General features: G+C 56.4%; 16 protein-coding genes and 1 pseudogene. 8 read left to right on the forward strand and 9 right to left on the reverse strand.

The window, feature by feature from the left end:
• Positions 1-14 precede the first annotated feature (14 nt).
• From BRA1417_RS0109775 to BRA1417_RS0109785, 3 genes are all read right to left on the reverse strand, one after another.
• Positions 15-968 (reverse strand): CBASS cGAMP-activated phospholipase, encoded by a 954-nt coding sequence (locus tag BRA1417_RS0109775; protein WP_245286170.1) that lies wholly within the window; start codon positions 966-968, stop codon positions 15-17.
• Between the two features lie 31 nt (positions 969-999).
• Positions 1,000-1,284, reverse strand: coding sequence for a hypothetical protein (locus tag BRA1417_RS44700; RefSeq protein WP_198034807.1), 285 nt, complete (start codon positions 1,282-1,284; stop codon positions 1,000-1,002).
• Between the two features lie 168 nt (positions 1,285-1,452).
• A complete protein-coding gene (locus BRA1417_RS0109785) occupies positions 1,453-2,649 on the reverse strand; it encodes a nucleotidyltransferase (RefSeq protein WP_027515671.1) in 1,197 nt (398 codons plus the stop codon).
• Between the two features lie 149 nt (positions 2,650-2,798).
• Between BRA1417_RS0109785 and BRA1417_RS0109790 the strand changes: the two genes are divergently transcribed.
• Genes BRA1417_RS0109790 through BRA1417_RS0109800 form a run of 3 tightly spaced genes read left to right on the forward strand, consistent with a single transcriptional unit; the run spans position 2,799 to position 4,605 of the window.
• Positions 2,799-3,428 (forward strand): hypothetical protein, encoded by a 630-nt coding sequence (locus BRA1417_RS0109790; RefSeq protein ID WP_027515672.1) that lies wholly within the window; start codon positions 2,799-2,801, stop codon positions 3,426-3,428.
• Positions 3,425-3,850, forward strand: a complete 426-nt coding sequence (locus BRA1417_RS0109795) for a hypothetical protein (RefSeq protein ID WP_156948659.1) — start codon at positions 3,425-3,427, stop codon at positions 3,848-3,850. The genes BRA1417_RS0109790 and BRA1417_RS0109795 overlap by 4 nt, the downstream gene beginning before the upstream one ends.
• Entirely contained in the window at positions 3,847-4,605 is a 759-nt protein-coding gene (locus tag BRA1417_RS0109800) for an ImmA/IrrE family metallo-endopeptidase (protein WP_027515674.1), read from the forward strand. Before BRA1417_RS0109795 ends, BRA1417_RS0109800 begins: the two co-directional genes overlap by 4 nt.
• A gap of 72 nt (positions 4,606-4,677) precedes the next feature.
• On the opposite strand, the gene BRA1417_RS0109805 is transcribed toward BRA1417_RS0109800, so the two are convergent.
• The 3 genes from BRA1417_RS0109805 to BRA1417_RS0109815 all read right to left on the reverse strand — a co-directional run bounded on the left by BRA1417_RS0109805 (position 4,678) and on the right by BRA1417_RS0109815 (position 7,202).
• Positions 4,678-5,958: a hypothetical protein gene (locus tag BRA1417_RS0109805; protein ID WP_027515675.1), complete on the reverse strand. Its 1,281-nt coding sequence runs from the start codon at positions 5,956-5,958 to the stop codon at positions 4,678-4,680.
• A 303-nt stretch (positions 5,959-6,261) separates the two neighbouring features.
• Positions 6,262-6,642, reverse strand: coding sequence for an ImmA/IrrE family metallo-endopeptidase (locus tag BRA1417_RS0109810; RefSeq protein WP_027515676.1), 381 nt, complete (start codon positions 6,640-6,642; stop codon positions 6,262-6,264).
• Positions 6,643-6,695: 53 nt separating this feature from the next.
• Positions 6,696-7,202: a helix-turn-helix domain-containing protein gene (locus tag BRA1417_RS0109815; RefSeq protein ID WP_027515677.1), complete on the reverse strand. Its 507-nt coding sequence runs from the start codon at positions 7,200-7,202 to the stop codon at positions 6,696-6,698.
• A gap of 416 nt (positions 7,203-7,618) precedes the next feature.
• On the opposite strand from BRA1417_RS0109815, the gene BRA1417_RS0109820 reads away from it, so the two are divergent.
• From BRA1417_RS0109820 to BRA1417_RS45400, 5 genes are all read left to right on the forward strand, one after another.
• Positions 7,619-8,083, forward strand: coding sequence for a multiubiquitin domain-containing protein (locus BRA1417_RS0109820; protein ID WP_027515678.1), 465 nt, complete (start codon positions 7,619-7,621; stop codon positions 8,081-8,083).
• On the forward strand, positions 8,058-9,239 hold the full coding sequence (locus BRA1417_RS0109825) for a ThiF family adenylyltransferase (protein ID WP_027515679.1): 1,182 nt from the start codon (positions 8,058-8,060) through the stop codon (positions 9,237-9,239). The genes BRA1417_RS0109820 and BRA1417_RS0109825 overlap by 26 nt, the downstream gene beginning before the upstream one ends.
• Positions 9,236-9,691, forward strand: a complete 456-nt coding sequence (locus tag BRA1417_RS39805) for a DUF6527 family protein (RefSeq protein WP_063628381.1) — start codon at positions 9,236-9,238, stop codon at positions 9,689-9,691. The genes BRA1417_RS0109825 and BRA1417_RS39805 overlap by 4 nt, the downstream gene beginning before the upstream one ends.
• Before the next feature lie 140 nt (positions 9,692-9,831).
• Positions 9,832-10,278: a hypothetical protein gene (locus BRA1417_RS0109835; RefSeq protein WP_027515680.1), complete on the forward strand. Its 447-nt coding sequence runs from the start codon at positions 9,832-9,834 to the stop codon at positions 10,276-10,278.
• Positions 10,279-10,650: 372 nt separating this feature from the next.
• Positions 10,651-11,211, forward strand: coding sequence for a hypothetical protein (locus tag BRA1417_RS45400; protein WP_027515681.1), 561 nt, complete (start codon positions 10,651-10,653; stop codon positions 11,209-11,211).
• Between the two features lie 434 nt (positions 11,212-11,645).
• On the opposite strand, the pseudogene BRA1417_RS46180 reads toward BRA1417_RS45400, so the two are convergent.
• The 3 genes and pseudogenes from BRA1417_RS46180 to BRA1417_RS0109855 form a co-directional block, all read right to left on the reverse strand.
• Positions 11,646-11,855: pseudogene (locus tag BRA1417_RS46180) on the reverse strand (DNA methyltransferase); the annotation flags it as partial.
• A 127-nt stretch (positions 11,856-11,982) separates the two neighbouring features.
• Positions 11,983-12,834 carry a nucleotidyl transferase AbiEii/AbiGii toxin family protein gene (locus tag BRA1417_RS39810; protein ID WP_245286171.1) on the reverse strand — a complete coding sequence of 284 codons (852 nt, stop codon included), beginning with the start codon at positions 12,832-12,834 and terminating at the stop codon, positions 11,983-11,985.
• The gene (locus BRA1417_RS0109855; RefSeq protein ID WP_027515682.1) at positions 12,824-13,417 is read right to left on the reverse strand and encodes a hypothetical protein; all 594 of its coding nucleotides are present in this window, start codon (positions 13,415-13,417) and stop codon (positions 12,824-12,826) included. Before BRA1417_RS0109855 ends, BRA1417_RS39810 begins: the two co-directional genes overlap by 11 nt.
• Positions 13,418-13,566 lie beyond the last annotated feature (149 nt).

Here is a 13,566-nt window from a genome sequence, read left to right on the forward strand (position 1 = left end):
GGCGTCCTCGCCGGTCAGAGTGAATGGAAGGGAACGAAGGGCTCGGCCTCCCGGTCGAAGAAGTGGCGCCGGAGCTCGGGCAGTTGTTCGCGGGCCTCGGTGAACCCGCGGTTCTTCATCTCGGCGATGCGTTCTGCGTCATCCATCGTGTAGCGGCCGGCGGGCGCGGTTTGGTCGATGCGCCAGATCGCGCGGTGGTCATGGCCGTCGCCGGTAACGATCTTGGCCGTCCCGAGCGCGCTATGCGACTGGCCCGCCATGAACAGGCGCGCGATCGAGGATGCCATCGGAAGCTTGCCCTTCCACCGCGGCGGTGCCTTCACGTCGTTGATGGTGCCGATGCTGAGGATCTTCAGCCTGTCCGCCGGCCAGTTCAGCATCCCGACGGCCTCGATCGTCGCGACGCCGATCGGGTTGTTCGCCCAGACGCCGCCATCGACGAGTTCGATCGCGTCGTCCGTCATGTGGGGCTTGAGGAATGTAGGCGCAGCCGCCGTCGCCATCGCCGCATCCAATGCGCGGGCGCGGTAGTCGGTCTCGAGTCGCCGGTGATGGGCCGTCTTGTAGATGTACACCCGCTCGAGCATCGGATGCCAAGCCGGGATCACCAGACGGGTGCGGCTTTCGCCGAGCCGGCGCTCGCCGAGGATGTCGGCCATGGCGTCGTGCAGTGCCTGCGACGAGTATTTGGTCCCAAACCAGTGCATGGCTCCGCGCAGCCGCTGCCGAACGAAGTTGCCGACCACCCCGTGCTGTTGATCGAAGATCGCCGGTCCCCGCTCCTCATAGAGCTTCAGGATGTCCTTGGCCGACAGCTCGAGGCCCAAGGCAATCGCGATGATGCCACCGGTCGATGTGCCGGCGATCAGGTCGAAGTACGACCCGATCGGCGAGCTCAGATGATCTTCCAGCTTGGCCAGGAGGGCCGCGGGAAACACCCCGCGGATGCCGCCGCCATCGATGGACAAGATCTTGTAGCTGGTCGGTTCTTTGCGGGTCTCAGTCATTGTTCACCTCATCAGATTCGGAAGCCTCAGACGGGTGCATGCCGCCGCCTTTCCATTCACCGGAGCCGAGCCAATCCTCGAAGTAGTGCAGCCACAGCACGGTCCATGGCACGATGGTCTGGTCGATCCGCTTCCAGCGACGCCATTCGGACGTTCCGGGCAGGTAGAGGCAGAGTCGTGTCGGATTCTTGTAGACGTGGGGCAGATCTCGGCCCTCGGCGAGTTGGTGGAGATCCGGATCGTCGATGAACGTGTACGGCGAAGTGGCTTTCGTCATCTCGATCCGGACGCGGTAAACGCGACTTAGGGGCGATGGGGATGCCTCGAAGCGCCAGGTGAATGACGTCGGCCGCAGCACGCCGGTCCCGCAGCTTAACGGGTTGCCCTGCAAATTGATGAACTGCTGCGGTAGCGTCAGCGCCTTTCGTCCCCCAAATCGCATGGCTTACAATCGATCCCCAAAAAAGGTATTGGCGCGCACTGAGGTCGCGCTCGCCGCCGAGCCGATGATCAAGCCTGCCGGCTTCGTCACGGAGAGCCTGCCGGCGTTGCGCGCGACGCTGACCTGCTCGGTCAGCGAGTCCATCACCATGTTGGCCGGCCTCGATCCGACGACATTGACGAGCAGCCGGCGGAGGGCGTCGAAGCCTTGGGCGGCGGCGAGCTGCTTGACGTCGTTAACTAGCTTCGCGTGCCAATCAAAGAACGCGACGGCTCGCTCGGGATGCTTGTTCCACTTCTCGCAGAAGTTTTCGCCCGCGGTGGTCTGGTTCCAGAGATACCATTCGGTCCGGCCGCCGACCACCCGCTGCTCGATCGTGTTCGGCATCCACTCCAGCACGTCGACAATCAGGGCAAGCTCGTGGTCGTACTCGCGGCTACGAGCGCAGAACTCGTACGCGCGCGAGACCAGCGTGGTGATGATGATGGAGAGCGGCGCCAAGCCGTCCTTGTCGTCGATGAACTCGATGTCGCGATGGCGCTTCGCGATCTGCACGGTTCGGCGCAGCAGTCCTTTCAAGCGCTTGTTCTCGGGGAACGGCTCCACCTGCCTTTCGGCCATCGCACTGTCGGCCGCCTTGGCGATCAGTCGGATCCGCGGCTGGATCGCAGCTCGCCGCTCGATCTTCGTCCGGTAGCCCAGGGGATTCGAGGCCTTCCAATCCTTCAGTGTCTTGTCGGGGACGAGCTCCCCGCCGAGCCGGCATTCGGGGTTCGGGATCGATGGTGTGATGTCGAGGTGGAATTCGCCGGCGTAGTCGAGCCGCCAGCACCGGGGCATTTCCTTCAGCAGAGGCGCATATTTGCCATTGGCGCGGAGCCGATCGCCGATCCGCTGCTTCAGCAGCGCCGGCGAGATCGCAACCTCGACATCGGGTACGTGAGCGACCAGATCCACATCGTGCTCCAGGCTTCCGATGGGCTTCACGGCGGTGCCGATGGCGACCGAACCCTGCAGTCGGATCTCGATGTTGGCCAAGAGCCAGTCGTCGGACCTGGCGAGCCAGGCGCCGACGCCTTCATAGCGCTGCTTTGCGAGCTCGCGCTGGGGTTCCGACGGCTCGATGTGCCGGCATGCCTCCTCGATCAGCTCAACCAGTTGCGTCTGGCGCAACTGCGCCCGTTCTGCTATGTAATTCATTGTTCCGACACCAGTTTTTCGAGTTACTTGCCCCCGGTTGCCTCTCGAAACCGGTCGCCTCTACAACTGCATGCCCGCCAGCCGAACCTTTCGGACTCAAAAATCTTTGTCCGAATTGATTTTTTGGCCGGCATAGGAAGCGTGAAGCTATGGACCTCGTTGGCGCGCCTTCTGCCGAAGCTGCAGCTCCTCCCCCGGATCACCTCACCTATGACGAGGTGGTCTCGGCGCTGGATGGGCTGACCCCGCTCGATCTCGCTCGGCTCGATGCAATTGAGCGGCGTCACCTTGAGGGCACGGACTTCGCCGACGGCGACTTGCTTCAAGAGGCTGTGTGCGCCGCGCTGTTCGAGGAGAAGACGTGCCCCCGATCCATCCTGTTCATTGCCTTCCTGGCTCAGTCGATGCGGAACATTGCGGGCAGGCGGCGCAAGCGGCTGCAGCATCAGGTGGCACCCGAGGACGCCAGGATGGACGACGGCGGCAGGAAGACAGGCGACGGCAAGAGTAAGTCGCCGCTGAAGGATGCGGGGCCGAACCCGGAGCAGGCCATGATCGAAGCGGAGCACGATGGGCGGGCATCGGAAGTCTGGACGGTGTTGGATGCCAACTATGGCCCGGACGAGGAGATGAGCATGGTGCTGCTGGGCTGGGAAAATGACATGAGGGGCGAGCAGCTCCGCGATTTTGTGGGCCTCGACCAAGCTCGCTTGGATTACGTGATCAAGAAGATCCGGCGCATCGGTCGCCGGGAATACCCCAGGGGATGGCGGATATGAGCAGAGATCCAACCGACCTCGAACGGCTGGTAAAAATCGGCAAGGCCATTGACGACAGCATTATCGATGCATCCGAAGCCGACCTTCGTGAAGATTTCAAGGAAGCAGGCGATGATTTCGACAAGGCCGCCACGCGCGCCGGCTCGGCTGTGGAGAAGGCGAAGGCGCGCGCGGCTCGGCTTCGCTTTAAGCAAGCTCAGGACGAGGTGAAGGCGTTTCGCGACCAGCAGAACGTAAAAAGTCTTGATCTTGAAAAGGCGCGCCGACGGCTGGATGGAATGAGGTCGGGTCGTGTTGCGGACGCCATGATGGCGGCGCGCAAAGGTGGCAAGCTTTCGGAACGAGACGAGGAGGGTCTGCTCAACGATTTAGCCCAGCTACAGGCGCTCGAAAACGAGGACAAGGAAGAACGGGAAGAATGACCCCAGCAGAGCGCCTGCTCGCCGGACTTGGAATCGCCGAGCCCAAAGACATCGATCTCGATGCCATTGCTTGGACCCAGCGCGCGGTAGTCAACTACAAGCCGATCGACAATTGCGAAGCCACGATCGTGGGATCAAAGCGGCATGCAGTGATCTCGATCAATTGTCTCAGCATGCGTCAGCGCCAGAGATTCTCGCTGGGGCATGAGCTTGGGCATTGGCACCACCATCGTGGACAGGTTCTCTTCTGCGGCAAGAACGATGTGTGCAACTTCAAACACGATGCGCTCAATCCCGAGCGTCACGCCGACGAGTTCGCGTCCGACCTGCTTCTGCCAAATTTCATGGTACTTCCCCGCTTGCGCAAGATGAAGCGGCTCACGCTATCCGCGTCCAGAGAGTTGGCGGAGGAATTCGACGTCAGCCTCACCGCCACGCTGGTTAAGATGACGGTTTTGAACCATTTTCCCATGGTCATCGTTTGCCACAATAAGCGGGAGCGGGTGTGGTACAAGGCCGCGCCGATGATTGCACCGTGGTGGCGACCTGTCCGGCAACTGGACGGTCAAACCTTCGCCGCCGACATGCTGCTCCGGGGTGCTGTCGAGCAGACGTTTCCTCGAAAGAACCCGGCAGACGCTTGGTTCGACTTCAAGGGATGCGATCGGCACATGGTGGAGGAGCAGTCGTTCCTGCTGCCGGACGATGAGATCATGACCGTGCTCACGTTGCCGCAGCAGGCGATCGCGCACTAGTCCACCTGCAACCACACGCTGCGCGACGACGGCTGTCGTGAGGCCAGCACCGGCTCGGCTCAAGATCGGTCCCTAGTCCGACAGAGTGTTTTCGACCTGGTTCGCGGAAGCATCTTGCGCCCACTCGCCGAGCGCGTTTGCGCGCAGTTCATCCCAAGCTCTGTAGACCTTCTGCAGTTCTTCTACCACGGGACCGAATGACGTCTCGTCCCATATTCCGATCTGGCGGAAACGCAGCGCCAACTGAACCGACTTCTCGATCCACAGCATCGCCAGCAAAATCGTGCTGTGCCGTGTGCCGTCTTTTTCAATCTGTTCTTGCGGATTGAGCGGCAGCACGTACTGCAAAAACAATAGGTAAAGCACTATAATAAAGGCCAAGTCGCTGTTGTCATCGGCCCGCCCGAACCGTATCCGCTGCCGGCCATTCTGGTGGTATCGAAATTCGCCGTTGGCGTTGGAGACAAGTTTCGTCTGAACAAACTGGTTCAAATCGGCGGCTTTGCGCAGTTTCGGGAATTTCTTAAACCGAGGGATAGTATTCTTGTTGATCCACAAAGCGAAGCTCTTATTGTCGGTACAATTCGCCAACCAGAAGCTTGTCTGAGCGATTACGGTTGCCCCCGGCATCTGGAATTCTTTCCAGTCCTGTTTGAGTCGGTAATCGGTGCGCCCCATCATGGCAATGTGGCGATCCGGATCATTGCTCAGGGCGAGAAGTTCTTCAGGGAAGGGCATTCCTGCAAAGCGCGAAATCAGGCCATCGAAAGAGAGCGACAGAATCCGAATGTTGTTGATTTTGAAGAACATGCCGGCCTGGCTTGTCCGGAATATCTGATTGTCGAGCCCGCCGAAGCCGAAGCCTTTCGTGCGGTCATTCGGATCTACGCTGATGATTGCGATCCGATCCTTTATTCCGATGCGCTGGTCGATCCGGAATTTCGGTGCGAACTCCTCTTTGTGAAGCATGTTGTATCCGAGCCAGAGGCCAACGCGCACCTTGTCGAGCCAATCCAGAAACCAGTAGCACTGCGACACTGCGAGCGATTTTCCTATGAACAAGGATTCGATCGCCTTCTTGGCATGCTTCTCGATCGTCTTTCCGTATTTTTGGTTGCATGGTTCGCAAGCCGGGAAATGAAACGTAGATGCCGGCCTTACGACATCGTCACCGGTTATGGGGTCGCTCTCGATCTTGATCTTTCGATGGGGATCTCCCGTGGCGCGCAGCAGCCACATCGGGATGATGTGCTCGCGCGAACGAGCAGACTTGCCGACGGCCGTGCCGCAGAAGACGCAGTTCGACCAGCCCGGATCGCCGGCTGTGGTGCCACGCCGACCGGCACGTTTCATGAGGCAAATTTCCTGAAGATACCCCCCTCGGTTTTTTGCGCTCGAAGAAATCGCGGAAAAAACGAGGGGAAATTCGTGAGCTGGATCAATAGGAAGTTAGACCGAGTCGTTTTCAAAACGAAATCGAGTCGTTCTTAAAGCGGAAATCGAGTCGTTTTCAAAGTGTCCGCATATACTTGATCTCATTGGTGGGCCTTCTTGGATACGTATCGAACGTTATGCGTTGCACCAACTCGAGAAGCTAGGGAAATTTTCGAACAGATTAGGAATGATAGCGCAGGCCTAAAGTTCACCTAATTTCAATTACCGGTTGGAGATGAGCGCAATCTTCTTGCCCACGTGATCTCGCCATAAACCGAGACGTTTAATTCGATAATCCACCAGTTCATGAGATGTACCGAATATTTTGGCGATAGAGAGGGAATCCTGTTTGGCTTTGACGGCCTTTTCGATAGCTGCTTTCGGCAGTAGCGTTGCAGAAGCTAAAAAATATGCGTCGTGCTCCTCAGCCTTGTCGTATGTTCTGCCGTAGGCTTCTGCGACTCGGGCAATTTTTGTTAATTTGTGCCCCAACAAAATGTGCCAATATTCCTCGAGAATTGTAACCCTCTGTCGTTCTTCCTTGTGACTGTCATTTAACAGAACCGCCCAAGTATCTTCCGAAATTTCAATTGGCACGCTCATTGCGGACCACTCATCGCATGAGTCTGCAAGAAGCTTACTGATCAATGCCCTATCTAAAAACTTACTTTGCTAAGCTTATGAACTTCCACTCCTTCGATTTTTAGCTTTAACGAGTCTAGCGGCTCATCAGCTGCAAGATTTAGATCCTTGCGGAATTTCTCCGCAGTTTTTTCAAGTTCTTCCTTCGACAAAGCGACGATCTCTTCCTCAGTTGAGGGTTTTCCAAGCTGTACGCTGTCTTTGTTGCCTATAGCATTCCGCCGAATTCCGTCTGCCGCTCGCAAAAGCGCCCGGACTGTCGACGACTGGACATTTTTGGCCGCGCGAAAATGAACAAAAGCAACGTTATCGAATTTCAGCCCGGCGGCTTCCGCTTTTTCACCGAGCCATTCTAAAAGGCGAATTTTCGAATTGTTGTCCGGCAGGCCCTCACCACGCTCAATGCGGGCAAGCGTGGAAAAGCTAATCCCAATCACAGCGGATAGCGCACGGATGCTTAGGCCTTCGGCTTCCCGCTTTTTTCTTATTGCATCGACAAGCTTTGTTTCGAACGTCTTCATACATCCTCGTGCGAATAACACGCTTTGACACCCCCGCCCGGAATCGGGCACATTGTGTGCTGACGGCACAGACTCGCACATTCGTATCGGTAGTTAAAGCCGATTCGGACGGAATGGGTGCAGCCGTTGCCGCGGAGGACGGCGACGGATCCTTACTGAAGGCCATGTAGGCCAACAGTTTACTTCGTCCAAAGGGGCCTATTGACCATGCCGAAACATTGCAAGCCAGGACTTGACGACCGTTGCCGCGATTTGGACGGCGAAATTCGCCAAAAGCGAGGAGACACCTTAGTCGGCACGCTGCGCAAGTCTTATGGGCCTGATTTCGCGGCCGGTGTTCGTAGCGACATGCGGCTCGACACGTTACGCGAGCGTATGGGCACTTCGCTCTCGAAAATTCTCAAAGGAGAGTAGGGATGACCGACGCCAAGCACGAAGTACGCATTCACATCGATCAGAAGCCCTATCATTCACCCAACCCGACGACCGGCGCTGACCTTTATGAGCTGGGGCACGTTGCCGAAGGCAAGGTGCTCTACAAGGAAGTTGAGGGCGACCATGAAGACAAGCTGGTGCGCATCGACAGCCCCAGCATCCATCTTACCGAAGATGAGCATTTCCACAGCGGTGACGCGCCTGAAAAGCATTATACAATCATCGTCAACACGGACCCCGTCGTTGTCGATCATGATGTTCTGACGTTCGAGGAACTCGTGAAGATCGCCTATCCGGTGCCGCCGACCGGGCTCGACCCGGAGTTCACCGTCAGCTTCGAACACGCAAAAAGCGTCCCGCATCACGGCGATCTGCCGCCCAACGGCAAAGTCACCGTCAAGAAACATGGCACGATCTTCGATGTCGATCATACCAATAGATCGTAGTCCCGATCTCCAGCGGCTGCGCACGGAGGGATACAACGTCCAAATAACCAACGTGGGGAACTTGGTTGTTCACGACGTTCCCTACATCAACAGCAAGAGGGAAATCGCGATCGGTGCCGTCGCCTCAAACCTCGACCTTGCCGGCGACGTGACAGCGCGTCCGCAAGATCACACAGCCAAATTTATCGGCGAGTATCCGTGCGACAGTCAGGGAAACACGCTGACTGTCTTGCAGCATACCAGTGGATCATTCGACCTCGGGAGCGGGCTCATGGCCCAACACTCCTTCTCCCGGAAGCCGTTGCGCGGGCACTATGAGGATTATCACGAGAAAATGACGGCTTACATCGCGCTGATTGGCAAGCACGTCGCCGCCATCGACCCGGAAGTCACCGCGAAAACACACAAGGTGATTGAACCGGAGGACGACAATTCGCCGTTCAATTATCTCGACACCGCGTCCGCGCGCGCGGAAATTAACACAATTACGGCCAGGCTCGCCGAGGACGCGATTGCTATTGTTGGCGTCGGCGGCACAGGATCGTACGTTCTCGACATGGTCGCTAAGACGCCAGTCAAGAAAATCCATATCTTCGACGCTGACAGGTTCTTGACGCACAATGCGTTTCGAGCGCCGGGGGCGCCCGCGATCGAGGAATTGCGACTTCAGCCGCTCAAAGTCGAATACTTCGTTTCGATTTACGGTCGCATGCATCGCGGTATCGTTCCGCATCCCGTCAAGATTGACGCAACCAATATTGCCGAACTTGAAGGCATGTCCTTCGTCTTCCTCTGTATGGAAGGAGGCGCTGCAAAGCGCGCTATCGTCGACAAGCTGGAGGCGAGGGGGGTTCCTTTCGCGGACGTCGGTATGGGCCTCTATTCTAAACGCAACTCGCTCGGAGGTATGCTGCGTAGCGTCATCAGCTTGCCGGATGCCCGCAATGTTGCGCGTGCGCGCATATCGTTTGCATCTGATGATGCGAACAACGAATACGACAAGAACATCCAGGTTGCTGACCTTAATGCGCTTAATGCGTGTTTGGCGGTGATGGCTTGGAAGAAGTTACGTGGCTTTTATTTTAACCTGGGCAAGGAACGCTTTTTTTCCTTTACGATCGCGAATAGCCTTTTCGTCAAGGACGATGTCCTATGAAAGAGATCGAGACCATCCAGCCCAAATTTCTCGATCGGATACCGAAAGTTCTCGATAACGGCGTGATTTACATCTCACAAAAATACGCAACGGCCGCTCACAATTGCTGTTGTGGATGCGGCACAAAGATCATGACCCCTTTGAAGCCCGGCCGCTGGCGGTTGGAAATCGAGGGCAATGCTGTGAGCCTATACCCCTCTATCGGAAACTGGAGTACGGGCTGTCAGTCACATTATTGGATCAGGAATAACCGCATAGATTGGGCGCTCGCCTTCACTCCCGAACAGATCGCTGCAAACCGCGCCAGTGATCAACATGTACGGCAGGGGGCGCATGCTGAGCGCTACAGAAGAGAACGCGGTTTCTGGGGTCGCGTTTGGGACAAGATTGCCTGGAAACACCTTTGGAATAAAATACAAGGCGCCTGGCAGGCGTTTAAAGGCTGGTTTTAACGAATGTCATGAGCGCGACGTGAATTGTAAGGCTCATAACCTGAAGGTCATAGGTTCAAATCCTATCCCCGCAAGCGTACCAACGGTCCAAAGCCTCGTTGGCGATTTGCAGCACGAAGGCTGATGTTAGGATCAGACTAATGCCGAGCTATGTTTCCGCCGAGCGCGTCACTGAACTTCTTGCTAGCCAAGCTGAGGTGCACCGTCATTTCAACGAGCTGCGCGAAAAGATGTGCCTGCGCACCTACAAGACCGAGCGGGGCGGCGAGTATGCACAACAAGGATTTTGCCGCCGCTTGGAAACGCTCGTCCGGTCAATCAACCGGGTCTATGAGCGGCTACCTCCCGATCAGGAGAAAATTCCTGAGCGCGAGGTCGTGGTTGATGCGGCCATCGCTATTCAGGCCTTCACGATGAATGCCTTCGGTTGCCTCGACAACATCGCTTGGATCTGGATTTACGAGAAAGAAATCAAGAATCCCGACGGTAGCGACCTGGAAAAGAACGACGTTGGTCTTGGTAAGAAAAAAGTCCGGAAAAGCTTGACCAAAGAATTCCAGGCATTCCTCGATAAGAAGCAGAAATAGTTTGGAAATCTAATCGAATTTCGTGACTCTCTAGCACACCGTATCCCTCTCTACATTCCGCCCTACGTTGTGCCGAAGCCGACCATCCCAAAATACAACGAACTCGAAAAAGCCAAATGGGAAGAGCCGGCGCGAAGCGATCCGAACGAATACGAGAAGGTTCAAGCAGAACAATTGGCACTATGCCGGTTCGTGCCAGGGAATGACGCACTCGATATTCGAGCAATCGCCGCAGGTGGAGTTTCATAGTCAATTGCTGAACGACTATGTCACCATAGACGAGTACGGGTTGACACTTCTGGAAGAGCTGGACCGACAGCCTTAGCTAGGTCTCGCCGATCAGCTCTTACTGCGAATTGTTGGTGGAGCTTTATGCGCTTTACGAAATCGGAGATTCTCGACGAGTTTGCGCGGCAAGACCGATCCTATCGGCTGGCCATCATCTCGAGCCATTGGCTTCAAGGCGGCGCGCAGTATAAGCCATCTGCTGTCGAAGAGGCGCGAGGCTTACACATGAAAGTACTCGACGGGTGGGTGTCCTACTCTGATCTTGCAACACTGCTAGAGCAAGACGCGTCGCGGTTTTCGATCACCACCGACTTTGTGCTTAACCAACTTCATGCCCTCATTCGTCTCCCGTTCGAGCTACTAGGCGACTATTGTGAGGACTATGATCGGGCGAGCCCCGGCAGAGCGATGGTCCAAAAGCTTCGTGAGGCGGACTGGTACGAATATGCGCGCGCCATTCGAAACACGGTGTCGCATAATTTCCGATTTGATTTCTCGAGATATAAGCCAGAACAGTTTCCCATTACTTGGCGTGGCATTTCTTTGACCACTGACCTGCACGGCAAGGCGATTACCGTCACGATCGGTCCCTTTACGCGTCCAAAGGAGCCCGCCTTGCGTGCGTCTAAGCATTTCACGTTCTGAATATGGCTAGGTGATTTGTCATTTAGATCAGTGATGCGTTCGAGCTTCTTCGTTAGTACGTCTATGACGGACGCCTTGGGTGGACGAAGCTGGTGTGCGCGCCAAAATCGCACCGAATAATCGGGCTTAGAGGCGAACGTTCGTGGCATCTGATTGGAGAAGTAGCTCGGCGTTCCGTTTCCGACTGGAAGTGGTCCGTGCAAGCAGCCAAGTGCCGCTGCCCGTAGGATCGCGGCTTCGCTGGTTGCCTTTGCCTTCAGCAATCCTTCACGTAGGCTGCAAATCTCTTTGAGGGTTTGGTTGGAGAACGCGCGCCGAAAAAACACGCTATCAGGTACATCTCTCGGCGCCTTCGCGACGAGCTTGTTCGCGAGCGCAATCACGTCCGTCGTCTTGGCGCTAGCGAGCTTGGCCTGGGCAATTGCTGTCGCAATAGGAGAACTGTCGAGACCGTAGGTCCGCAAGCCCAGCTTTCGGGCCGCGTAAATCGTAGTCCCTCGGCCGCAGAAGGGGTCCCAGACGGTGGGGGAGTCCTCTTGGTGCTTCCCAAGGAGATGCATGGGAAACTCCAAAGGAAACATCGTATAATACGGGCAAATGGCGTTGAACGCGTATTCCTTCTTATATGCGAACGCAGTACTCATGTAGTCCCTTCACCACTCTAGCTTGTGTGATAGAGCTTGCCTAGCCACTTTTCGACCTCAGCTAGTATCTGCTCAAAGTTGGGCTTGCCTCCGTAGTAGAGCGCGCTGCTGCGCTCGTAGGCGTCGGCTAGAGTGCCCGCGTTTTCGCGTTGCTCAAGATGAAGGCGTCGTTCTCGGCAATGTTCTGATTGTCGCCTTGCCGGAAACGCGCCTGCTTGTGCGCGGTGTAGGAGGCGGTGCCAATGAACTTTTGAACCTCGGGCCGTTTTAGTAGCTCATAGACATCATAGTAGTGGCGCATAAATCCCACCGGATCGCTGCCATCTGCTTGCTGCTTGCGGAATTTGGTCGAGATCGTTTGCAATTTTTCCACGAAGGTGTAGCCGGGATCATAGCATGGCACTGCCTTCGCGCGGTTGTCGATGACGTCCACCTTGCTCGCAACGGCCCGGTCGTAAAGCCAGGAACTGATGTCCTTCGGCGCGTTCGGAGCCAGCGTGTCGAAGCCGACCTCGAGCAGCACGCCCTCCCGAAGACCTTCCATCGCCTCGACAACCGTCGTGTAGTTCAGCTTGATGCCAGCGCTGCGATAGTTTGGCACGTCGTCGAACTCGGTGTCGCGCTGGACGTTTACAATGCCGTCGATTTTGATCGTTTGCGCCAGCCACTCATAGAAGTCCGTGCGCGTCTTGATTTGCGCCGCGCTGTTCTGATGCCTGCCCGTCTTCACGTCCCGGTCCTTCGGAGGCTCGATCAGGATGTCGATGTCCTCTGAAAAGCGATTGGTGATCTGATGTCCCTTGGAAAGGGATGTTCCGCCCTTGAGCTGGAAGGTGAACCCAAGCTGCTGGAGCCCGTAAAGGCAATGCATGATCCAGTAGTCTTTTTCGACCAGGGCTGGATCAATGCCCTTTTCTTCCGCCACAATCCGGATCAGATCCGCGAATTGCGGGTGATTGTGGAGGAAATCACGCGGCATGCAGTTCGCTCGCTCTTAAGGCGCGATCGAAGAATTTCTTCGTTCGTTCGTTTCCATACTCGCGGACAGCGCGGCGCAAGCGGCGACGATCGGAAGACGCAGCACGCTGCTCGACCCGCTTGAGAACCTCGTCCTTCGCCTCCGCAAGCTGATCGACGTTGTTGACGAGATCGACGAGCAGAAATTCGTGCGTCAACGACTTTGGAAAACGTGGCTTCATGCGGAAGGCAAACTTGCGATTGCCGAGCTGAAACTCTCCGTGGCGCTTGTGATTGTAGACGATGGTCTTGTCGTAGAGCTGTGTCGTTCCAACGCCCAGACTGTTGTAGGCATTGGGTGAGGCCAGCAGAAACGTATCGTCCTTCAGAAAGGCGCTCACGACATCCTTGTCGGAAGCAGGAGCCGGACCGAAAGCCGTTTCCTTGGGGTAGACGTAGAGACCACCCGAAAGCTTCCTGAGCGTGCCCTGCTCAACCAACTGCTTGAGATGCCGATCGACAGACGTCGACCAGCGGGCCAAATCCGCCCGTCGATAGGCTTGGCCTGGCTTCAGATGACGTTTGAGTTGCTCAAGCTTGATCATGAGCACCAATATAGGCCTAAGGCGGGCAAAATGCAAGAAATGTCATTGAAGTATCATGCAAATGTCGCAGTATGTTATTGATATTATCGTGTTTTAATCTTTGGGGTGTGCTTTGTGCCTTCCTAACTCTCCTGAACGGGGCGAGCCCA

Origin of the sequence: Bradyrhizobium sp. WSM1417 (assembly GCF_000515415.1) — a bacterium.
Taxonomy (GTDB): domain Bacteria; phylum Pseudomonadota; class Alphaproteobacteria; order Rhizobiales; family Xanthobacteraceae; genus Bradyrhizobium.